Here is a 21,889-nt window from a genome sequence, read left to right as displayed (position 1 = left end):
GTAAAAAACTTCCTCTTTTTTTAATAGATAAATTTATAGTTTATGCAAGATTCTTTCTTGCTTCTTTTAATGTATCAGCAATCATAAATGATAACTCTAAAGCTTGGTCAGCATTTAATCTTGGGTCACATTGAGTGTGATATCTACTTGATAAACTCTCTTGAGTTACAGCAGATGAGCAAGAACCTGTACATTCAGTTACATTTTGCCCTGTCATCTCAAGATGAATCCCACCAGCATAAGTACCTTCTGCTTTATGGATTTGGAAAAACTGTTTAACTTCACTTAAAATAGCTTCAAAATCTCTAGTTTTATAACCATTGTCAGCTTTTATTGTATTTCCATGCATTGGGTCACTTGACCATAATACATTTTTACCTTCAGCTTTTACTCTTTGTAAAAGTTTTGGGAAGAAATCACCAACTTTATTTGCACCCATTCTAACAATTAAATTTAATCTTCCTGCTTCATTATTTGGATTTAAAGTATCAATTAATTGGATTAATTCATCCTCTTTCATTGTTGGACCAACTTTACATCCTATTGGATTATTAATTCCTCTAAAATATTCAATATGAGCATCTTTTAAATCTCTTGTTCTGTCCCCAATCCATAACATATGAGCAGCACAGTTAAACCAATCTCCAGTAATTGAATCACGTCTAGTTAAAGCTTGTTCATAATTTAATAAAAGTGCTTCATGAGAAGTAAATAGAGTTGTTTGATTTAATTGTGGAGTATTTTCACTTGTAATTCCACAAGCTTTCATAAATGTTAAACTCTCACTTATTTTATTTGCAAGTTCTTCATATTTTGCACCTAAATAGTTATCTTTAACAAAATCTAAATTCCATAAATGAACTTGATTCAAATCAGCCATCCCGCCTCTTGAGAATGCTCTTAAAAGGTTCATTGTTGCTGCACTTTGGTTATATGCTTTTAATAACTTTTTAGCTCTTGGATTTCTTGCTTTTTCTGTAAAATCTATATCATTTACAATATCACCTCTATATGAAGGTAATGTTACACCATCTATCTCTTCAAAATCTGCACTTCTTGGTTTTGCAAATTGACCAGCAACTCGTCCAACTTTTACAACAGGACAACCACCTGAGAAAGTTAAAACAACTGCCATTTGCATCATTACTTTAAATAAATCTTTAATATTTGTAGCATTAAATGCATTAAATGATTCAGCACAATCTCCACCTTGAAGTAAAAATGCTTTACCATTTACAACATCAGCCAACTGTTTTTTTAAATTTAAAGCTTCTCCTGCAAAAATCAAAGGAGGATATGATGCTAACTCTGACTCAACTTTTGCAAGTTTTTCTAAATCATTATATGTTGGTTGTTGTTTTATAGGAAAATCTCTCCAGCTACTTGGAGTCCAAATATTCATCTTTTCTACCTTTTTATATATTTTTATCATTGGAAAAATTTTATCCAATGAAACTTAAATAGTTTTTAATTTATTAGTTTTGAAAGTAAATCTCTAAATGAAATTTTAAATGCTTCTAAACCATCACTTAATAGCTTATCATAAATTGATTCCATTTTGATTCCTTTATTTTTTAAAAGTTCAAAATATTTATCACAATCAGCTTCACTCATTATTGGTGTTGGCTCTTTTGAACCATCAGTTAACCAATCTTCAATTGTTGCAAGTGGTGCAGTGTTTACTGAATTTGGATAAATTAAATTATCAATATAATAACTAGGACTTAACTCATTTCCTTTTACACCTGTGCTTGCAAATAGAGTTCTGATATTTGAGTTTTTGAATTTATTTACTTCATGATAACATTTAGTTGCATTGATAATTCCCAGTTTTGATGGTTGTAAACCTTTTAAAACAAACTCAGTATCCATCATTCTGTCAAATCTTGAAACAAAAACAGAAATAACTGCTTTGATGTCTTTATTTGAATCTCTAATTCCTTCGTCTAAAGCTTGTGCACACTTAATAGCTTGAAGAGGTGAAAAAATTAATGTTGCGTTTACATTTATACCTTTTGATGTAAGTTCTCTCATAGCAATATAACCAGCTTCTGTTGCAGGAACTTTAATCATTACATTTTCAGCATTTATTGAATTAAAAAGTCTTATTCCTTCATCAATAGTTCCAGCTGCATCATCACATAAAAGTGGGTCAACTTCAATAGAGATAAATCCATCATCAGCATCATCTTTATGTAGTTTATCAAGTAAAAAAGCTGCTCTTTTTATATCTGTTAAAGCTAACTCTTCATAAATTGTTTTTGCATTGTTTGCTTGTAACATATCAAGTTGTTGTTTATAAGCAACAGAGTTTGTGATTGATGATTCAAAAATTGCAGGATTTGAAGTTGCACCTTGAATAATTTGTTTTTTGATAATCTCTTTAAATCTATTTTCTAAAAAATCTCTTTCTATAAAATCACACCATAAAGAGTAGTTGATATCTTCTTTTAAACTCATAATTAAGCCTTTATATAATCTAAGATTTTTGTTAAATCTTTTGTATCAATAATAACATTTGCCTCTTTTTTTAATACATCTCTTGCACAAAAGGCAACTCTTGTATCAGCATGTGCAAACATACTTAAATCATTTGCTCCATCTCCACAAACTAAAGTTTGTGCTCTTGTTATTCCCATTAGTGATTGAATTCTTTGTAACATATCACCTTTTGAATAACCAAACATCATATCTCCACCGATTAATCCAGTTAATACTCCATTTTTTTCATGTAGTACATTTGAAAAATCAGCATCTAAACCTAATTTTTCTCTAGCAGGAGATGTTCCAATTCTAAATCCACCAGAAAAACATACTACTTTATATCCCATTTTTTGAAGTTCTGGAACTAACTCTTTTGCACCTGGCATTAAAGGAAGATTTGCACAAATATCAACAACTTTTTTATAATCCATACCTTTTAAAAGTGCAACTCTTGTAGTTAAAGATTCAAAAAAATCAAGTCTTCCACTCATCGCTTCTTCTGTAATCTTTTTTACTTGTTCACCTATTCCTAACTCATCTGCAAGAAAGTCTATAGTCTCTCCATCCATCAAAGTTGAATCAAAATCAAAAACAGCTAATTTCATTAATTTTCCCTAGTTTTATTCTTTAAAGGGTATAATATTATCTAAATTTAACTAAATATATAAAAAGGAATATTTTTTATAATGTTTGAAACACTTATACAAAAACTTCAAGAGGATAAATACCTAACACTTGAAACAACACCTCAACACGAACCTTCTATGCACAATATTATAGAAAGAATTAAAAAATTTAAACTGCAAGATAGAGTTGATGGTTTTTCTTGTACAGATAATCCTCTTGCAAAATTAAAATACAATGCTTTATTTGCTGCATTAAAACTTCAAATGGAATTTAATAAACCTGTAATTGCAACTATGAGTATGAGAGATAGAAATAAAATTGCATTACAATCAGATTTAATGGGAGCAAATGATTTTGATGTAAGAGCTATTTTAGCTCTAACAGGAGATCCAGCTAAAATGAGTGACCAACCTCATGCAAAAGGAGTTTTTGAAGCGAACTCATTAATGCTATTAAAAATTATTAAATCATTTAATTATGGTATGGATATGTCAGGTCATCCTTTTAAAATCGAACCAAAACAGATTTTTCCTTTTGCTGTTACAAACTCTTATGCAAAAAATTTCTCAAGTTTAGAGAAAAAAATGCATTTAAAAATTCAAAATGGAGCGATGGGAATTATTTCTCAACCAGTTTTTGACATTGAAAATGCTAAAAAACTTTTAGAATCATTTAATATTGCAAAAGAAGGTGTTGAAGGAGATAAACAAAAAGCTCAACTAATTTTTGGGATTTTCCCTGTTACAAAACTTAGAACTGCTCTATTTTTATCTGCACAAGTTCCAGGAATTCATGTACCACAATTTTGGATTGATGCCCTTGAAGCTGCACATAATATTTCTGAAGAGGAAGAGTACAAAGTTGGAATGCAATTAAGTCAAAATTTATTTAAAGAATTAAATAAACTACATCCAAAAATCCACCTAATGACAGCAAATAGATTTGATGTTGCAAATGAGATTATCTCTTGAAATTAGCTTCAATTGATATTGGACTTAAAAGAATAGGAGTTGCAATTTGTTTAACTTCAAATATTGTAACTCCTCAAACTGCCATTTTGCGAAAAAATAGAGACCAAGCTGCCTTGGATGTAAACTCTTTTTTAAAAGAGTGGGAAATTGAAAAACTAATTGTTGGATTTCCAAGTGCAAGCGAAGATATGCAAAAAAGAATAAAACATTTTGTTACACTTTTAGAACTTCAAATTCCTTATGAATTTTGTGAAGAGAATATGAGTTCAATTGAAGCAGAAGAATTAATCAAAGGTGAAATAAAATACAAAAGAGATGGACGAGTTGACTCACTTGCTGCTAAAATCATTTTAGAGCGATATTTAGCTAAAAAATAGAGACTATTTTATTTTTTTATAAAGTACATAAATATACTCTTTTTTATTTCCAAATGGATTTATATAATCATACTCTTCATTTTTGATAAGTTCAAAATCATCTTTTAATCTCTTAGAAAACTCTTCTAAATCATACTGTTTTATATCCAAACTTGCGCAAGTTGTTGCACCACCTTTTCTAAATTGTGCAAATAAAACATATCCACCTTTTTTTAGATTTATTTTTAAATTTTCAAAATAGTTTTCTATATCTTTTTCATCTAACAAAAAGTGTAAAACTGCTCTATCTATCCAAATATCTATATCTTTTGTTTTAAAATTTTTTGATAAATCTTGCTGAAAGAACTCTATATTTTCGAAATTTTTTAATCTGTTTTTTAATTTTTCAAGAGCTACATCACTTATATCATTTAAGATTAAATTAGAACTCATTTTTATAATTTCATCAACTAAAATAGATGTTCCAGCACCAGCTAAAAATATATTTTTATTAGAGTAGATATCTAAATCTTTTAAAAATTTTAGTGTTTGTGAAGTATCATTTTCCCAGCAACCTAATTTTTTATCTTCTGTTTTTTCAAAAATATTATTCCAATGTGTTTCTAAATTCATAATTTTATCTCTTTTATTAAATAGCTATTTAGCTAATATGCTAAATAGCTAAAATATTAGCAAATTTATTTTTTCTTGTCAATAAAGATTTAACTTGTAAATTAGTATTTATTTAATAGAATAATTTAAAATTAATAATTTAAGGTTTTATATTAGTATGTTAGGAATGGAAGAGAAAATCAAAATATTTAAAGCTTTGGGAAATGAAACTAGGTTTTTGATATTTAAAAATGTTTTTACAGGTGGATATGCTTGTTCTATTGATGAGAGTAAACCAAAAGATGATATTATTGCTCAGGCTACTTGTGTTACAACTATTGCAGAACATTTTAACTTTTCACTTCCAACTATTTCAAGACATCTAAAAGAATTAAAAGATGCAAATATAATTATTATGACAAAAAAAAGTAATAAAATTTATATTGAGCCAAATCCTGAAATTATTAAAGAATTATCATCTTGTTTTACAGATTTAGTAAATAATTATAATCAAGCTTTTCAGTTTGATAATACAAAAAATTAATCTTTTTTCAAAACATTTACAACAACAGCTATTGCAAAACCTGCATCATGTGTTATTGAAAGATGAGATTTTTTTATACCAAATCTTTTTCTTACTTCTTTTTTGTATTTAATCTTTGGATTTCCAAGCTTTCCTTTTGATATTTTAATATCATGAAAACCACAATGTTCACCAATCCCAGTTCCAAGAGCTTTTGAAGCAGCCTCTTTTGCTGCCCAAAATCCAGCAGCAGTTTCTGGCTTTTTTATAAGCTCAATTTCATTTGTATTTAAAAACTTCTCATAAGCCTTTATTCCAAACTTTTCATACATTTTTTTTATTCTATCTATTGAAGTTATATCTATACCTATCATTTAAACCTATCTTTTGTATAATCCCAAAATGAAACTATTTTTTAAAAAATTATTATACCTTATCACAATGCTTTTTATAATTAGCCTTATCTCTTTTATAGCAATAAATGCTGCTCCAAACTCTTTTTTTGCAAGTGGAGAGTTAAATCCAAATATTACTCCTGAATCAATTGAACAATTAAAAGCAATTTATGGGCTTGATAAACCTTTATATGTACAATTTTTTTCTTGGATTTATTCTATTTTACAACTTGATTTTGGAATTTCTTTTGCAAGCGGAGAGATGGTAAAAGATGAAATTCTAAGTAGAATTCCAATAACACTTACAATTAATATTATTTCTATGGTTTTAATATTTATAATCTCTTTATATTTTGGGATAAAATCAGCTTTAAATAAAAACTCTTTTTTTGATAAATTTAGTGAACAACTTTCACTTTTAAGTTTTGCCATGCCTTCATTTTATTTAGCACTTATTTTAGTTTTAGTTTTTTCAATAAAATTTGAAATTTTTCCAATAGCAGGACTTCATAGTGTTCCAAATGATGGAAGTCTAAATTACTATTTAGATTATGCTTGGCATTTAGTTTTACCTATTTTTATTATAGTTTTTGGTGGAATTGGAAGTTTGATTTTATATATAAGAAGTTTAACTATTGAGATTTTAAAATCTGATTACATCTTTTTTGCAAAATCAAGAGGATTAACTAAAAAACAAATTTTAAGATATTACATCTTACCAAATTTATATCCACCAGTTATCACTCTACTTGGACTTTCACTTCCTGGAATTATTGGAGGTTCAGTGATTTTAGAGACAATTTTTTCAATTGATGGAATGGGATTACTATTTTATCAAAGTGCATTAAGCCATGATTATCCCGTAATTATGGGGATACTTATAATTGGTGCCTTTTTGACACTAATTGGTAATATGATTGCTGATTTAGTTTTATTAAAATTAAATCCAAATTATGAAGAAAAATAAAAAATTAAATTTTTAAAAGGATAAATATTGCAAGTTTTAAAAACAATAGAAGAGTTGCAAGAGATTAGAAAAAATATTTCTGGTACAGTTGGTTTTGTTCCAACAATGGGAGCATTACACAATGGTCATATTTCACTTATCAAACAAGCAAGAAATGAAAATGATGTAGTAATAGTTTCAATTTTTGTAAATCCAACTCAATTTTTACCAGGTGAAGATTTAGATGCATATCCAAGAAAAGATGAAGCTGATAAAAAGATTTGTCAAATGTGTAAAGTTGATTATGTTTTTATGCCTGAAATTTCAACTATGTACACAAAAGAAGAGGTTTTAGTAAAAGCCCCTAACAAAAGTTATATTTTAGAAGGGAAAACTAGACCTGGACATTTTGATGGTGTTTTACAAGTTGTTTTAAAACTATTTAATTTAACACAACCAACAAATGCTTATTTTGGTAAAAAAGATGCTCAACAGTTATCACTTATTCAACAAATGGTAAAAAATTTCTTTTTGCCAATAAATATTGTTCCATGTGACATTGTAAGAGAAGAAGATGGATTGGCACTTAGTTCTAGAAATGTTTATTTAGATGCAACTCAAAGAAAAGATGCACTACTAATTTCAAAATCACTTTATATGGCTGGGTCATTAATTTCAAGTGGAGTAAGAAGTGTAAAAGCTGTAAAAGATAAAATCTATGAAATTATGAAAACTTTAGATGTTGAATATGTAGCAATTGTAGATAGGGAGTTTAATGAACTTGAAATTATTGAACCTAAAAATACAATCATTTTAGTTGTTGCTAGATTTGGAAATACTAGACTACTTGATAATATTTGGCTTTAACAAAAGATTATGTTAAAATCACGAAAAAATTTAAGGTAAATAATAATATATATGAAATTTTCAACACAAAAACCTAAAAAAACTCTGCATATGGTAAGTCTTGGTTGTACAAAAAACTTAGTTGATTCTGAAGTAATGCTAGGACGATTAAGTGAATATCAACTAACTGATGATGCACAAAATGCAGATGTTATTATTGTAAATACATGTGGATTTATTGATAGTGCAAAACAAGAGAGTATTAATACAATTTTAAATCTACATGAAGATAGAAAAAAAGAATCAGTTTTAGTTATGGCTGGTTGTTTAAGTGAAAGATATAAAGAGGATTTACAAAAAGAGCTTCCTGAAATTGACGTTTTCACAGGAGTTGGTGATTATGATAAAATTGATGAGCTTGTAAATGAAAAAAGAAGTAATTTTACTTCTGAAGTATTTCTTGCAAGTGAGACAAACGAAAGAGTAATCACAGGTTCATCTTATCATGCTTATGTAAAACTAAGTGAAGGATGTAATCAAGCTTGTTCATTTTGTGCAATTCCTTCATTTAAAGGAAAACTTCACTCAAGAACTTTAGAATCTTTAGTTAAAGAAGTAAAATCATTAGTAGCAAAAGGATATGTAGATTTCTCTTTTGTATCTCAAGACTCTTCTTCATTTTTAAGAGATTTAGATATAAAAAATGGACTTGAACTTCTAATAGAAGAAGTTGAAAAAATAGAGGGTATTAAAACAGCAAGAATTTTATATCTATATCCATCAACTACAACTTTATCTTTAATAGATAAAATTGCTGATTCAAAAGTTTTTGTAAATTATTTTGATATGCCGTTACAGCATATAACTCCTTCAATGCTAAAAATCATGAAAAGAGGAAAAGGTGTTGAACAATTAACTGAACTTATGAATCATATGAAAAGTAAACCTAACTCTTTTGTAAGAACAACATTTATTGCTGGACATCCAGGAGAAACTGAAGAGGATTTTGAAGCACTTTGTAATTATGTAGAAAACTTCAAATTTGATAGAGCAAATGTATTTTCATATTCAGATGAAGAGGGAACAACAGCAGCAACTAGAGAAGATAAAGTTGAGCAAGAATTAATAGATGAAAGAGCTGAAGTTTTAGGAGAAATTATCTCTTTAACAACACAAGAATCACTTGAAAATGAAGTTGGAAAAACTTTTGAAGTTTATATTGATGGAGAAAGTGATGAACATGAATATCTATTAAGTGCTAGAAAAACTATTTGGGCACCAAATATTGATGGTGAAATTTATATAAATGATAATGAATTAGATGAACAAATTAAATTTGGACAAATCTATACTGTAAAAGTAACTGAACTTGTTGGAGATAAATTACTTGCAACAGTAATCAAATAGTTATGAACTTAAATTTTAGTGCAATTAAAGAATCAAAAAATCTTCTAGCGTTTTCTGCGGGAGTTGATTCTTCTGCACTATTTTTCCTACTTTTAAAACAAAATATTCCCTTTGATATTATAATCGTAAATTATAATGTAAGAGTTCAATCAAAAAATGAAGTTTTATATGCAAAAGAATTAGCTTTAAAATACAATAAACAAATCTACATAAAAGATATAAAACTAGAATCCACTTCAAATTTTGAAAAAACTGCAAGAGATATAAGATATAAGTTTTTTGAAGAAATAATAGATAAAAACTCTTATGAAGTTCTAATCACAGCTCATCAATTAAATGATAAATTAGAGTGGTTTTTAATGCAATTAACCAAAGGTGCAGGATTAATTGAATTAATTGGCTTTAATGAATTTGAACAAAAAGAAAACTATAAAATTTATAAACCACTTTTAGATATTACAAAAAAAGAGTTAGAAGAGTTTTTACAAAAAGAGGATATTAAATATTTTATTGATAATTCAAATTTTGATGAAAAATATAAAAGAAACTACTTTAGACATAATTTTTCAGATAAATTATTGAGTGAATATAGCAATGGAATAAAAAAATCGTTTAAGTATCTCCAAAATGATATAAATTCTCTAAATCTTTCAATTAAACCTATAAAAGTCTTTAATAAATTAGAAATTTATCAAAATCAAAATGATAATAATCTAAATATTAGAATTATAGATAATAATTTAAAAAAAAGAGGTTTTTTATTAAGTTCAGCACAAAGAAATGAAATCATTAAACAAAAAGAGATAACTATTTCACATAAAATTAATATAACATTGAATGAAGATTTTATTTGGATTTGTCCTAAAATAGAGATAAATATGGATAAAAAATTTAAAGAGTTTTGCAGAATAAATAAAATCCCTAAAAATATGAGAGCTTATATTTACTCTTTAAATTTAGATTTAAATGAATTAATTTTTTAAAAATTTTTTCATTTTTTGAATTTTAATTAACTCTTGTCTTGTCTCTTCTTTATGTTTTTTTAAAAAATTTATGTTTTTAAAAAAAAGTTCTTCAAGTTTTTTTAAATCAACTAATTCTAAATCAAAATTCTCAATAGAATCATCTGTTAGATAATTTTTATGCCACTTTACTAAAGCATCAGCTTTTTCAAATGACTCAAGTGAATCAATATAAATTAATTCACTTAATGCTTTTAAAGACCAGTCTCTTCTTTCCATGCGTCAATCAATCCTTGAGTAACTTTCATAACTTGATTAACTGCATTGATATTGTCATCAATTCCAGCAGCAAATAGTGTTTCAATTTGATATAAGTATAAACCATCTAAATAATAAGCAACTTCACCACCATCAAAATCTAATACATTTCTTAATTCATCAAAAATTGCAATAGTTTTATTGATGTAAGTAAATTTTTGCTCAACTTCACCATCTTGCATTGCACTTTTTACAAAAGATAAATATTTAATTATTCCTTCATATAGTTTTAAAACTAAAACATAAGGATCATCAGATATTGCATTTTGTTGATTATATACTTCAATTCCCATAAATAAACACTCCAAAATAAATCATTTTTTCTTCTATCAGTATATAATAGATTTACTTAAATAAGAAGAGAAAATAACTATTTTCAACTTCTTATTTTAATACTAATTGCCAGAAGTCGATTGTTGTATTAACATTTTTAAACCAGAAAATGATGCTTCCATTTGATTAATTATTGCCCCGTAAGAACTAAATTGTAATGCTAAAAGTTCATATTTTTTATTTAATGCTTCTTCTGCTTTATCTTTTTCATCATTTAATGTTTTTTCTCTACTTGTCATAGAAGTTTCATAAGTATTTAAAAGTCCACCTGAAAACTTCATTTCATCGAGTGTTTCTTTAAGTAAAGTACCTAAACCTTTATTTTCAGCACTACCTAAAAATAAATCTTTTAATCCTGTTATATCATTTTGAACTGCCTCATTAAACTTCTTACTATCTAATGACAATCCTCCATCTTTAGCTAACTCTATACCAAAATTAAAAACTGATTTATCACCATTTTCTCCATAAGAACCAAATAATTTTGTTTTTACCTGATTTACTATATCTCTAATTGCTGATTTATCTGCAATTTTAGAATCTGCATTATATGCTTCACTATCAACTAAAGCTACTAATTCGTTATACTTAGTTATAAAGTTTTGCATTTGTGTTTCAACTTGAGTCGTATCTTCTACAACATTTATTGTTGAAGTACCTTCTTTATTTGCAGTAATTTTTAAACCATCTACTGTAATACTATTTGAAGCAACATCATATGTTACTCCATCAACTTTTGCAATCAAATTTTTTGCTTCTAATATATGATTTGCACTATTTATAACTGTTCCATCAGTTGTATAACCTAAAGCTTGACTTGCTGCTCCACTAATAGTAAGTTTATTATCAATCCCTGTATCTTCACTTTTAATTACAAGTCTATAAGAATCACTTCCAACTTGATCAACAGCTGCATTCATACCTGTTTTTGCAGTAATTTCAGTTGCTAATTGTTCATAAGTTTTATTTGTTGTATCAAATGTTTGTCCATTTATTACCAAATCACCCTGATTTATAGCTGTATCTTTTGTAGCTGCATTAAACGTATTAGATTGATAAACATCTTTTTGAGCTAATTGAGTTACTTCAACACTTGTAAAACCTTTATTTAACGATTTAACATCTGCTGCATCAAAAGTTACAGAATCACCTGATGTTGTAGCTGATTTCTGTTCAAAAGCTGTTACACCACCTGAAACAAATAAATCAAAAGGTTTAATTGTTTCTAATAATTCAGAAACTTTTGTTTGAATATTTGCAAAAACTTCTTTTTCTGTCGTTATATTTTCTATTTTTGTTTCATAAGGCTCTACAGTAGATTTTCTTTCTGCTGTTTTTAATTTTTCTATTAAATCACTATTTAAAGCAGAAGCTTGACCTGAACCTAATCCTAATATACCTTCAGCCATGATTTATCCTTTTAAATTTTTATCTTTTAAGTCCTAATAATGTTTGTAACATTTCATCTATTGCTGTCACAATCTTTGCATTTGCTGTATAAGCTGATTGGAACTTCATCAAATCCAACATCTCATCATCTTTATCTACTTTTACTAAATTGTCATAAGAACTTTTAACAGATTGTGTAATACTATCTTGTGTCTCTAATAAAAAATTTGAATTTTCTTTATCTGCTGAAACACTTACTCTTAACTCTCTATAAAACTCAAGTAAAGAGGTATCATTACTAGAATTAACTCCTTGTCCTTTACCTTCAAATGACAAATCTGTTTTCCATTGAATAGTTGCTAAATAATCTAATTCCAACTGCTTTAAATCATTTACAGCATTTTTGTTAAACTTTAATGTCATTACACTAGAACCACTAAATAATCCTAAAGAATTTATTACTCCAGAATCCTCATCATCAGAAGCAGCTTCACCATAAATATAACTATCTGTTCCTGTTTTAATATATTTATCAGTTATATCAGCTAATGTTTGAGCAAAAGCATCTAACTTATCAAAATATGTTTGGAATTTATTATTTGCAGAACTTGTTGATAAATTATCAACTTGAGCTTTTACTATTCCTGTTTTTAAGCTTACTTCTCTTCCATAAATTCCTATTGAAACGTCACTTATGGCTGTTTTACTTTCATCTTCATTTTTATATAATGATTCTCTACTATCAATAATTGTTGAATCAGTATTATCTCTTTTTACGATACTAACTCTTGCATCAAATGAATTATCGATTCCTGGAAATTTTGATTCAACTCTTAAAAAATTATCTTTAATATCATTAGTAATTTTATTTCCATTTGAATCTATAGAATAATCACCATTATAAGCGACCACTAAATCATTAAAATCTGGATTACTATTAATTTTATGAACAATTGCTCTAGTTAAATTTGTATCATCTACAATTTCAGTTGTTTCTGTTCCATCTCCATCCCAGTCCATTGTAATTGACTCACCAATTGTGACAGAAACTTCAAACTCATTATTTAACTTATAAGTTACTACATCATTCAAATCAAGATTTTTAGAAGTTAAATCTTCATTATATTTTAATGAATCATAAGTTGTAAACGTATTCGTTACACTATCATAATTAATATGATTAAATTTATCAATTTGTGAACTATCATTATTAATTACATCCACTGTTCTTACAATTGTATTATTACTTATAGCAACAGAATCACCTATTTTTAATTCATAAAAATCTTCATCTCTATTTACAGTTATATCAACATAATTTGATAATTCTAATTCTAATTGATCTCTCTTATCATATAAATCATTTGTTGCTGTTGCATATTTAACTATTTTATCATTTACATCACCAATCTCTTTTAAAAGAGAATTGATTTTTTCAACATTTGCATTTAATTCAGTTTTTTCTGCATCTTGTTGTTTTTGAATTGTTGAATAGATATTTTGTAAAGTTTCAACTAAAATCCCACCTTCATTTTTTAATGCACTTTTGTAAATTTCAGAATTAGGATTTGTTCTTAAATTCTCAATTGATTGAAAATATCTATTCAAATCAACAGAAAAACCACTCTCTTCTGTCTCTTTAAAAACTGATTCAACATTACCTAACATACCTGATAATTTATCGTAATAATTTGACTTACTATTTTCACTTATTACTTTATCATACATATATTGTGAAGTTACTCGATAAATACCATCAACACTTACACCACGACCTGCAAACAATGAGTCCATTTGTCCAAGTTCACTAAGTCCAACTACTCTTTTTTTATAACCAGGAGTATTTTCATTAGCTATGTTGTTTGATACATTTTCAACTGCAGTTTTTGCAGCACTAAGCCCAGTATATGATACATTTAATGTACTCAACATAGCGACTCCTTTGTATAATTTATAAAATTATTGCATTACATTTCTTAAAATTAGATTAAAATGGCCAGATTGCTCTCATAAATCTTAATCCCCACGGTGTTTCAAGTATTTCTGATTCTACTCCATCTTTTTCATATAAAAGTTTCAAATTTGCAATTTGAGAAGAATTAATTGAATTATCAGAAGTTATATCATATGGTCTTATTACACCACTAATAATAATATTCTGTTTTTGCCCTTCAATCAACATCTCTTTTTTACCTTTTATATAATAATTCCCATTTTGGTAAGTCTCTTCAATTATTGCAGAAATTGTTGTTTCAAAAGTTTCATCTACTTGAGTTTTTACAGAACCTTTATCAGAAGAAGAACTATTAGTTCCAAAATCAACACCAAGATTTCTATTTAGTTTATTAGCTATTCCACCAGCTGTTGCACCTAAAGTATTTGTTCCTGTGGCAGCTAAAACACCTCCACCTAAACTATTATCTCTTGTACTTGATAATTCTCTTTTATTATTACTTTTTGATGTTAAATCTTCACTAATTACAATTTGAATAATATCTCCAACTTGTAAATCTTTTTTATCTGCGAATAAAGAAGTCCCTTGCATTGAATACAAAGAACCTTTGTTTTTTCTAGCTTCGGGTAATTTTTTTGGAATCTGAATTTCTGGTTTTTCAAACTCTAATTCAGGTTCTGATGTACTACAACCATAAAAAAAAGCAATTATCAAAATTATAAAAATACTATTTTTTTTCATTTAATTTACTTTTTAAAATAAAATTTACATCAACTGCTATAACTATTTCATTTAGTGTTCTTTTAATCAAAGCCATAACTCCATATCTTACAATTAATGCATCTAAATTTGTATCAGGTTCACATACTATTACTATTTTATTCTCAATTAATTTAACATGTTTAATATGTTCTTGTCCTACCAAATCAACAGCTTTTTCTACTTCTGAAAGTATCGCTCTTTCTACATCTTTTTTTGCTTTTTCTTTTTTTTCTTCTTCTATTTTTTGGGCTTGTTTTTCTGCTAACTCAATTTTTTGTTTTTCTTCAAATGTTTTATTCATATGATAATAATAGCCACCAAACATAGCTATTAATACCACTAATGATATAAATTTAATAAATTTAGATTTTCTATTTCTTTTTACTGCAACTATCATTATTTAATTACAAATGTTGTAAATAGTATAGTTTGTACACTATTTCTTGCGATTTTACTATCTGATGATGTAACACTATTTATTACATTATTTATATCTTGAATTAATTCATCTTTCAATAAATTTTTACCACCAACTGTTAACAATTCTTCAGAACTTCTCGCACTTATTTGAGAAATTACAACATCAATAATTTCTGCTTTATATTGTTCTACAATTGCTGCAATTGTAGGTTCTGTACTTTTGATTGAAAAAGACAATTTCATTAATTTCTCTTTTCCTCTTGAATCAGTTAAATTTAATACTAAATCATTAATATCAGCTTTGAAAGAATCTCCTTTATCAGATGCTTCTGGTTTAACTTCTTCTTGTGTTGTTTGATTATTACCATTTAAAACACCTTGTGAGTATAGGAAATATCCTCCACCAACAACAGCTAATAATAAAACTACAACTAAAGCAATTAGAACAATAATTAAACCTTTTCCTCCACCTGAACTTTTAACTTCTTGATTTTCTTCTGCCATATTAATCCTTTTTCTCATTTTCTATATTATAATTCTCAAGCTTTTGAGTAATTATAGATGCATTTGTAACACTTAGAAATTTCATTATTTGAGTTACATTATTCTCTTTAAGTTTCAAAATTATATCAAAAACATCATCAATTTTGCCTTCATCTATCATTTGGTCAAAAATTTCAGCAGCATTTTTTGCCTTCATTGCATTATATATTTTAGCTGTTTTATTTTCAACTTCATTTCTTATATCTTTTAAAATTTGAAGATTATCATCATGTAATTTTTTGATTTGATTTTTCTCTTTTTCAATTTGAACAAGGATATTTTCTAACTCTTTTTTTCTATCTTGATACTCTTTTTCTTTTTCATTATAAAAATTATTTAACTCTTTTTTTAATTCCATAACTTCAATTTTTTGTCTTGTTAAAGAACTACTTGTTTCTTCTGCATTTAGGGAAATTCCTAAAAAAAGTAATATTATAATTTTTTTCATGAAATTCAACTCTTATCCTTTTATATATTTACTTTGCATATATTCATTAGCGGCCTCTTCTTCTGCTAATAATATCTTTTTAAAGGCCTCTTTTTTTTCTTCATCTAAAATATATTTAAATTGTTCAGCCTCTTTTTGAAGTTCAATTATCTCTTTTATCAAAGCTTGAACTTGTTTATTTAAAATTTCTTCTTCTTTTCTTAATTTTTGTATATGCATTTTCATTGTATTTTTATGAATTGTTAAAATCATAAAATCTGAAATTGCACCATGTTTTTCAACTGTTGCAGTATCTATTTTATTTTGAGTAAAAGCTATTTCTAAATTTATTTGTTCAATTTTTGATTCTAACTGAACCTTTTGCATCAACTTCTGATCAGTTTGATTCTTTTTTAGATTATATAACTTTTGAATCAAATTAATTTCCAAATATCAATATTAAATTCCACAAATCTTTTGTATATGTTTCAATGTGATCTCCAATCCAAGGAAGAGATATTAAAATAAAAGCCGAAACAAATATCATCTTAGGAACAAAAGATAAAGAAGCATCACTTACTTGTGTTACTGCTTGAAATATAGAAATTATAAGTCCAATTACCATACTTACAATTAAAGAAGGCAATCCTAAAATTAGGATTATTTTTACGGTATTTTCAGAGATCGCTATTAAATCCATACCTAATCTTTAAGTTTTATGGTTATCTCTAACGTTTTATTGTTTAGTAATTTAGAAATCAATAATGATAATTCATCAATATTTGAACTAGAAACATTTATTGTTTCATTATTATTTTTTGAAATTTCACTTTTTGTTTCTACTATATTACTATTTGAACTATTGTCATTTGTAATATTTAAAGCCTCTAATAAATCTTTTTCATTTAAAGAATCTAATTCAAAAAATTCATCATCACCCATTTTTTCTCCTTTTAAAGGCTCATTTTTTTCAACCTCAAATTCATCTTCTTTTGAAAAATCAAAATCTTCAAATTTTTCTTCTATCTCTTCTTCAAAATCTTCATTTTCAATATCTTCTTCTTTATCTTTTTTTGAAAATATTTCATCTAAAAAATTTACATCTTCAAATACTTCTTCAACATAATCTTCTTCATTAAATTTTTCTTCCTCAAGATTTTCATCTAAAAAGTTTGATAAAAAATCTTCATCACTAACTTTTTCACCTTTATCGTTTAAAATATCGTCATCGTCATTATTATTTACAATATCTTCATCATCATAGTCAAATGATATATTATTTAATCCAAAACTATCATTAAAATCGACCATATCGCTATCTGAATTGTTTTTCTCTTCTGTTCCAATTAAATTTTCCAATTCATCAAGATTTACTCCACTATCCATAGAACCAAATAAATCATCAAAATCATCATCTTTTTTTACTTCAAAATTATCATTTATACTTTTTTCTTCATATTCAATATTTTCTACTGGTTCTTCTTTTGCTAATAACATAGCAAGTTCATCATCTAGCTCTATTTTCTCTTTTTTCTCTTCTTCTTTAATTTCTATTTTTTCTTCTTTTTCTGCTTCTAATTCTCTATCTTCTTCATATTTTTTCAATATATATTTTGGTATTTCTTTTAATGAATTTATTGATAAATCTGCAATTCCACTATCAAGTAAAAACTCTTCATCTATTGCATCTTTTGGAGTTAGAAATTTTATTTTTTTGTTTAAAGAATTTTTTTTAATAATTTTTTCATCATCTATTAAATATATATCTTTAGGATTATTTTTAATGGTTTCTTTTAGCTCTTTTAAAGAGTCTATTTCTTTTATATAAGAATTCCCATCAAGTTTAAATTTGATATTTGAATGTTCTAATGTTTCTATAATCTCTTTTTTAAAACTTTGATTACCATAAATATAAATATTCAATATATAAACCCTGTAAAATAATTTTATTATGATTGATTATACCTTTTTTTATTAAATTTTCGATAAAATAAATCTAACTAATAATGGAGGATGATATTGAAATATTTTTTCATCGTAACACTTTTTTTATCATCGTTGTATTCGCAAACTATCAAAGATATTTCAAATGTAATAGGAATTAGAGAAAATCAGCTTATTGGTTATGGATTAATTGTGGGTCTTCCAGGAACTGGAGACAAATCAAAATTTACAATGCAATCTTTGCAAAATCTTCTTAGAAACTCTTATATAAAAATTCCAGCAGGTTCAATTAATTCTAAAAATATTGCAGCTGTTATGGTTACAGCTGATTTGCCACCATTTTCAAGACAAGGTGATAAAATAAAAGTTAAAGTTTCAACAATTGGAGATGCAAAATCTATTGATAATGGTGAACTTTTAATCACTCAATTAAAAGGTGTTGATGGTAATGTTTATGCATTGGCACAAGGTACTATTTTAGCTAATGAAAATAATAAAACTACTGGTTTTATTTATGATGGTGCAACTGTTGAAAATGAAATAGATTTTAATCTAAGAGATGAAACTTCTTTACAATTAAGTTTATTAAAAAATTCTGCTAAAAATGCAGATTTAATTGAAACAAAAATAAATGAAAAATTTGGAAAAAAATTAGCAACAGCTCTTGATACAAGAACAATTGAAATTAAAAAACCAGCAGATATTTCTATGGTAAAATTTTTGGCACTTGTACAAAATATTGAGTTAGATTCTACATTTAAAAAGAAACTTATTATTGATGTAAGTAGAGAATCTGTTATAACTGGTGGCGATATTCCAATTGACCCAGTAACAATTGCAAGAGATAAATTTACAATAAAAATTGCAAAAACTGATTTAGACAATAATCAATGGAATGACCCAAAAGAGAATCCTGGAGTTAGTGTTGATAAAGACGTTAAAATTGCTGATAAACCTATTATTAATATTGATAATGCAATGATAAATACAAAAGGAACACCTACAATATCTGATTTAGTTCGTTCAATGAAAGTTATGAAACTTCCTATGACTGAAATAATTGACACTATAAAAATGATAAAAGAGATGGGTGCAATTGATGTTGATATAGAAGTAAGAGGATAATATGGCAGAATTTTTAAGTCAAGATGAGATTGATGCACTATTAGATATTGCTGAACAAGGGGAAGATATTGATGGTAGTAATCCTCTTGATAAGGTTGTATCTAAAGAAAAAAATTATTCAATTTATGACTTTAAAAAACCAAATAGGATTACTGTTGAACAATTAAAAGCATTTTCTACAATGCATGATAAAATGTTAAGAGATTTTATTAACGATTTATCATCAATGCTAAGAAAACTTGTTGATGTAAAACTTTATTCTATTGAACAAATGACTTATGGGGAGTTTATCTTATCAATTCCTCAAATTACTTCACTAAATACTTTGTCTATAAAACCTCTTGATGGAAGAATTGTAATTGAGTGCAACCCAGCTATTTCACATAAAATTATTGCTGATTTATTAGGTTCTGGAGCTGTAAATACAACAGATAATATTGATAGAGAATTAACAGAGATTGAAGTTGAAATTCTTGAACATTTTTATAGAATGTTTATTAGAATTTTATATAAAACTTGGAGTGATATTTCAAGTTTAAATTTTAAAATTGAATCAAGAGATACAAATGCAAATGCAATTCAAATTGTATCAGACCATGAAATTGTTCTGCTTGTTGTATTAGAAATTACAATTGATGAAGAATCAGGATTTTTATCTATTTGTTATCCTATTTCATATTTTGAACCTCTTTTAAATAAAATTGTTGAAAAAATATTTACAGAGGGTAAAAATAGAAAAACAAGTAGAAAAAGAGATATTAAAACATTGATTTCTGGTGCAAGGATGAAAATAGAATCAATTATGGCAGAAACTGAATTAACTACTCAAGAAATTTTAAATTTAAGAGAAGATGATGTTATTGTATTCAATAAAAATGCAACCTCTTCATCAGCAACAATTTACATAAATAAAAAAGAAAAATTTAGTGCAATTTCTGGAATCTCAAATAATAGAAAAGCAATACAAATAAAAGCTAATTTAGATAGAGAAAAACAAGAGACTTTAGATACTCTAAGAGCAATGAGAGAAGAAAGAGAAATAAAAGCAAAAGAGACAGCAGAAAATATTAGAAAACTTCTAAATCAAAGAAATAGTTAATTTTAACTATCTCTTTTAATTTATACTTTCAATACTCCAAGAAATTGTTTCTCCTGCATACATAGGAACAACATTTTCATTTTTATACTCATAAATAGCTGGAACTACAAAATCTTTTTTTACTAATTTAATAGTTTTTTTCTCTAAATTTAAGTTATAAATTTTTTGTGCATTTAGTGAAACAAAAGCATTTAATTTATCAAGTGCATTATGTTTCTCAAAAAGTTCTGTTAAGACTTGTAAAGCAATAGGTGAAGTAAATACACCTGCAGCACAACCACAACACTCTTTTTTATGTTTAGGATGAGGAGCTGAATCACTACCAAACATAAGTTTTGGATGAGCTTTTAGTGCTGCATTTAATAAAGCACTTCTATCTTCAGGTCTTTTTGCAATAGGTTTACAAAATAGATGTGGATTTAACATTCCTCCTGCAACATCATCAAGTGTAATTATTAAATGATGAAGAGTTACTGTTGCGAATAAATTGTCGTATTTATCCAATAATTCAATAGCATCTTTTGTTGTAATATGTTCCATAATGATTTTTAAATCAGGAAAAGCAATTGCAATTGCTTCATAAATTGGCATAAACTCTTTTTCTCTATCCATTACAAAACCATTTGTTTCACCATGAATACATAATGGAATTCCCAGTTTACTCATAGATTCTAAAGTTGGTCTTAAAACTTCAACATCCATTGAAGCAACACCTGTTTCAGAATTTGTTGTAATTCCTGCTGGATAAAGTTTAATACCAATAATATCATCTTTTATATCAGCTAAAAAATCATATGAATAATCATTTTTAAAAAATAAAGTTACAAAAGGTTCAAATTTATCAGCTATACAAGCCTCTTTAATTCTTTGTTTGTAAGATAATAAAGCTTCTTTTGTTGTAATAGGTGGCACTAAATTTGGCATAATTAATGCACCACTAAATGTTTTAGAAGTTAATGGACCAACAAGTTTTAACATATCTGCATCTCTTAAATGAAGATGCATATCCAAAGGTTCATTAATTTCAAATGTTAATTCAGCCATTAAATAGCTTCCTCATCTTGCTCACCAGTTCTGATTCTTACTATTTTTTCAACTGGCGAAACAAAAATTTTACCATCTCCAATTTTCCCTGTTTTTGCTGCTTCAATAATTACAGAGATAATAGAATCAACACTATCATCTGCAACAATCAAGTCAATTTTAATTTTTGGTAAAAAATCAACTACATACTCAGCACCTCTATAAAGTTCACTATGACCTTGTTGTCTTCCATAACCTTTTACGTCTGATACAGTCATACCTGTTACACCAGCTTGTGCTAATGCATCTTTTACATCTTCTAGTTTAAATGGTTTAATTACAGCTTCAATTTTTTTCACTATTAATCCTTTTTTTAGTTAATATATTTTAACAAAAATTTATTAAATTAATATTATCTAACTA

At 26.6% G+C, this 21,889-nt stretch carries 27 protein-coding genes; 9 read left to right on the top strand and 18 right to left on the bottom strand.

Annotated elements, in window-relative coordinates; genetic code table 11:
* Positions 1–40: 40 nt before the first annotated feature.
* From AELL_RS01865 to serB, 3 genes are all read right to left on the bottom strand, one after another.
* Positions 41–1,402: a class II 3-deoxy-7-phosphoheptulonate synthase gene (locus tag AELL_RS01865; RefSeq protein ID WP_118916310.1), complete on the bottom strand. Its 1,362-nt coding sequence runs from the start codon at positions 1,400–1,402 to the stop codon at positions 41–43.
* A gap of 65 nt (positions 1,403–1,467) precedes the next feature.
* Positions 1,468–2,460: a transaldolase gene (locus AELL_RS01860; RefSeq protein ID WP_118916309.1), complete on the bottom strand. Its 993-nt coding sequence runs from the start codon at positions 2,458–2,460 to the stop codon at positions 1,468–1,470.
* Positions 2,461–2,462: 2 nt separating this feature from the next.
* Complete coding sequence (gene serB, locus AELL_RS01855; protein ID WP_118916308.1) at positions 2,463–3,089, bottom strand: phosphoserine phosphatase SerB; 627 nt, start codon at positions 3,087–3,089, stop codon at positions 2,463–2,465.
* A gap of 81 nt (positions 3,090–3,170) precedes the next feature.
* On the opposite strand from serB, the gene AELL_RS01850 reads away from it, so the two are divergent.
* Positions 3,171–4,082 carry a methylenetetrahydrofolate reductase gene (locus tag AELL_RS01850; RefSeq protein ID WP_118916307.1) on the top strand — a complete coding sequence of 304 codons (912 nt, stop codon included), beginning with the start codon at positions 3,171–3,173 and terminating at the stop codon, positions 4,080–4,082.
* Positions 4,079–4,459 carry a Holliday junction resolvase RuvX gene (gene ruvX / locus AELL_RS01845; RefSeq protein ID WP_118916306.1) on the top strand — a complete coding sequence of 127 codons (381 nt, stop codon included), beginning with the start codon at positions 4,079–4,081 and terminating at the stop codon, positions 4,457–4,459. The genes AELL_RS01850 and ruvX overlap by 4 nt, the downstream gene beginning before the upstream one ends.
* Positions 4,460–4,462: 3 nt before the next feature.
* Here the strand turns inward: ruvX and AELL_RS01840 are convergent, their stop codons facing one another.
* Entirely contained in the window at positions 4,463–5,071 is a 609-nt protein-coding gene (locus AELL_RS01840) for a class I SAM-dependent methyltransferase (RefSeq protein WP_118916305.1), read from the bottom strand.
* Between the two features lie 157 nt (positions 5,072–5,228).
* On the opposite strand from AELL_RS01840, the gene AELL_RS01835 reads away from it, so the two are divergent.
* On the top strand, positions 5,229–5,594 hold the full coding sequence (locus AELL_RS01835; protein ID WP_118916304.1) for an ArsR/SmtB family transcription factor: 366 nt from the start codon (positions 5,229–5,231) through the stop codon (positions 5,592–5,594).
* Here the strand turns inward: AELL_RS01835 and acpS are convergent.
* Positions 5,591–5,947, bottom strand: coding sequence for a holo-ACP synthase (acpS, locus tag AELL_RS01830; RefSeq protein WP_118916303.1), 357 nt, complete (start codon positions 5,945–5,947; stop codon positions 5,591–5,593). The genes AELL_RS01835 and acpS overlap by 4 nt on opposite strands.
* A 28-nt stretch (positions 5,948–5,975) precedes the next feature.
* Between acpS and AELL_RS01825 the strand changes: the two genes are divergently transcribed.
* From AELL_RS01825 to tilS, 4 genes are read left to right on the top strand one after another with little or no spacing between them, the layout of a single operon-like run.
* Entirely contained in the window at positions 5,976–6,935 is a 960-nt protein-coding gene (locus tag AELL_RS01825; protein WP_118916302.1) for an ABC transporter permease, read from the top strand.
* A gap of 27 nt (positions 6,936–6,962) precedes the next feature.
* Positions 6,963–7,781, top strand: coding sequence for a pantoate--beta-alanine ligase (panC, locus tag AELL_RS01820; RefSeq protein WP_118916301.1), 819 nt, complete (start codon positions 6,963–6,965; stop codon positions 7,779–7,781).
* 51 nt (positions 7,782–7,832) lie between these two features.
* Positions 7,833–9,167: a 30S ribosomal protein S12 methylthiotransferase RimO gene (gene rimO / locus AELL_RS01815; protein ID WP_118916300.1), complete on the top strand. Its 1,335-nt coding sequence runs from the start codon at positions 7,833–7,835 to the stop codon at positions 9,165–9,167.
* A gap of 2 nt (positions 9,168–9,169) precedes the next feature.
* Positions 9,170–10,150, top strand: coding sequence for a tRNA lysidine(34) synthetase TilS (tilS, locus tag AELL_RS01810; protein WP_118916299.1), 981 nt, complete (start codon positions 9,170–9,172; stop codon positions 10,148–10,150).
* On the opposite strand, the gene AELL_RS01805 is transcribed toward tilS, so the two are convergent.
* The 11 genes from AELL_RS01805 to AELL_RS01755 all read right to left on the bottom strand — a co-directional run bounded on the left by AELL_RS01805 (position 10,139) and on the right by AELL_RS01755 (position 18,198).
* Positions 10,139–10,408, bottom strand: coding sequence for a hypothetical protein (locus AELL_RS01805; RefSeq protein WP_118916298.1), 270 nt, complete (start codon positions 10,406–10,408; stop codon positions 10,139–10,141). The genes tilS and AELL_RS01805 overlap by 12 nt on opposite strands.
* On the bottom strand, positions 10,384–10,740 hold the full coding sequence (gene fliS / locus AELL_RS01800; protein WP_118916297.1) for a flagellar export chaperone FliS: 357 nt from the start codon (positions 10,738–10,740) through the stop codon (positions 10,384–10,386). The genes AELL_RS01805 and fliS overlap by 25 nt, the downstream gene beginning before the upstream one ends.
* Positions 10,741–10,842: 102 nt before the next feature.
* Positions 10,843–12,189: a flagellar filament capping protein FliD gene (gene fliD / locus AELL_RS01795; RefSeq protein WP_118916296.1), complete on the bottom strand. Its 1,347-nt coding sequence runs from the start codon at positions 12,187–12,189 to the stop codon at positions 10,843–10,845.
* A gap of 19 nt (positions 12,190–12,208) precedes the next feature.
* Entirely contained in the window at positions 12,209–14,101 is a 1,893-nt protein-coding gene (gene flgK / locus AELL_RS01790) for a flagellar hook-associated protein FlgK (RefSeq protein ID WP_118916295.1), read from the bottom strand.
* Between the two features lie 55 nt (positions 14,102–14,156).
* A complete protein-coding gene (locus AELL_RS01785) occupies positions 14,157–14,864 on the bottom strand; it encodes a flagellar basal body L-ring protein FlgH (RefSeq protein WP_118916294.1) in 708 nt (235 codons plus the stop codon).
* Positions 14,851–15,282 (bottom strand): hypothetical protein, encoded by a 432-nt coding sequence (locus AELL_RS01780; protein WP_118916293.1) that lies wholly within the window; start codon positions 15,280–15,282, stop codon positions 14,851–14,853. The genes AELL_RS01785 and AELL_RS01780 overlap by 14 nt, the downstream gene beginning before the upstream one ends.
* Positions 15,282–15,809 carry a flagellar basal body-associated FliL family protein gene (locus AELL_RS01775; protein ID WP_118916292.1) on the bottom strand — a complete coding sequence of 176 codons (528 nt, stop codon included), beginning with the start codon at positions 15,807–15,809 and terminating at the stop codon, positions 15,282–15,284. Before AELL_RS01775 ends, AELL_RS01780 begins: the two co-directional genes overlap by 1 nt.
* A 1-nt stretch (position 15,810) precedes the next feature.
* Positions 15,811–16,296: a MotE family protein gene (locus AELL_RS01770; RefSeq protein WP_118916291.1), complete on the bottom strand. Its 486-nt coding sequence runs from the start codon at positions 16,294–16,296 to the stop codon at positions 15,811–15,813.
* Between the two features lie 12 nt (positions 16,297–16,308).
* Positions 16,309–16,713 (bottom strand): hypothetical protein, encoded by a 405-nt coding sequence (locus AELL_RS01765; RefSeq protein ID WP_118916290.1) that lies wholly within the window; start codon positions 16,711–16,713, stop codon positions 16,309–16,311.
* A 1-nt stretch (position 16,714) separates the two neighbouring features.
* Entirely contained in the window at positions 16,715–16,975 is a 261-nt protein-coding gene (locus AELL_RS01760; protein WP_118916289.1) for a flagellar biosynthetic protein FliQ, read from the bottom strand.
* A 2-nt stretch (positions 16,976–16,977) separates the two neighbouring features.
* Positions 16,978–18,198 (bottom strand): hypothetical protein, encoded by a 1,221-nt coding sequence (locus AELL_RS01755; RefSeq protein WP_118916288.1) that lies wholly within the window; start codon positions 18,196–18,198, stop codon positions 16,978–16,980.
* Between the two features lie 90 nt (positions 18,199–18,288).
* Between AELL_RS01755 and AELL_RS01750 the strand changes: the two genes are divergently transcribed.
* Together AELL_RS01750 and fliM are read left to right on the top strand one after the other, a co-directional pair.
* A complete protein-coding gene (locus AELL_RS01750) occupies positions 18,289–19,344 on the top strand; it encodes a flagellar basal body P-ring protein FlgI (RefSeq protein WP_226806003.1) in 1,056 nt (351 codons plus the stop codon).
* A gap of 1 nt (position 19,345) precedes the next feature.
* Entirely contained in the window at positions 19,346–20,443 is a 1,098-nt protein-coding gene (gene fliM / locus AELL_RS01745; protein WP_118916286.1) for a flagellar motor switch protein FliM, read from the top strand.
* Between the two features lie 15 nt (positions 20,444–20,458).
* On the opposite strand, the gene pyrC is transcribed toward fliM, so the two are convergent.
* Entirely contained in the window at positions 20,459–21,487 is a 1,029-nt protein-coding gene (gene pyrC, locus AELL_RS01740) for a dihydroorotase (RefSeq protein WP_118916285.1), read from the bottom strand.
* Positions 21,487–21,825, bottom strand: coding sequence for a P-II family nitrogen regulator (locus AELL_RS01735; protein ID WP_118916284.1), 339 nt, complete (start codon positions 21,823–21,825; stop codon positions 21,487–21,489). The genes pyrC and AELL_RS01735 overlap by 1 nt, the downstream gene beginning before the upstream one ends.
* Between the last annotated feature and the right edge of the window lie 64 nt (positions 21,826–21,889).

This window comes from Arcobacter ellisii (assembly GCF_003544915.1).
In the GTDB taxonomy this organism is placed as follows: Bacteria; Campylobacterota; Campylobacteria; order Campylobacterales; family Arcobacteraceae; genus Aliarcobacter; species Aliarcobacter ellisii.
The sequence above is the reverse complement of the archived record's forward strand: the minus strand, read 5'-3'. Positions and strand labels throughout refer to the sequence as shown.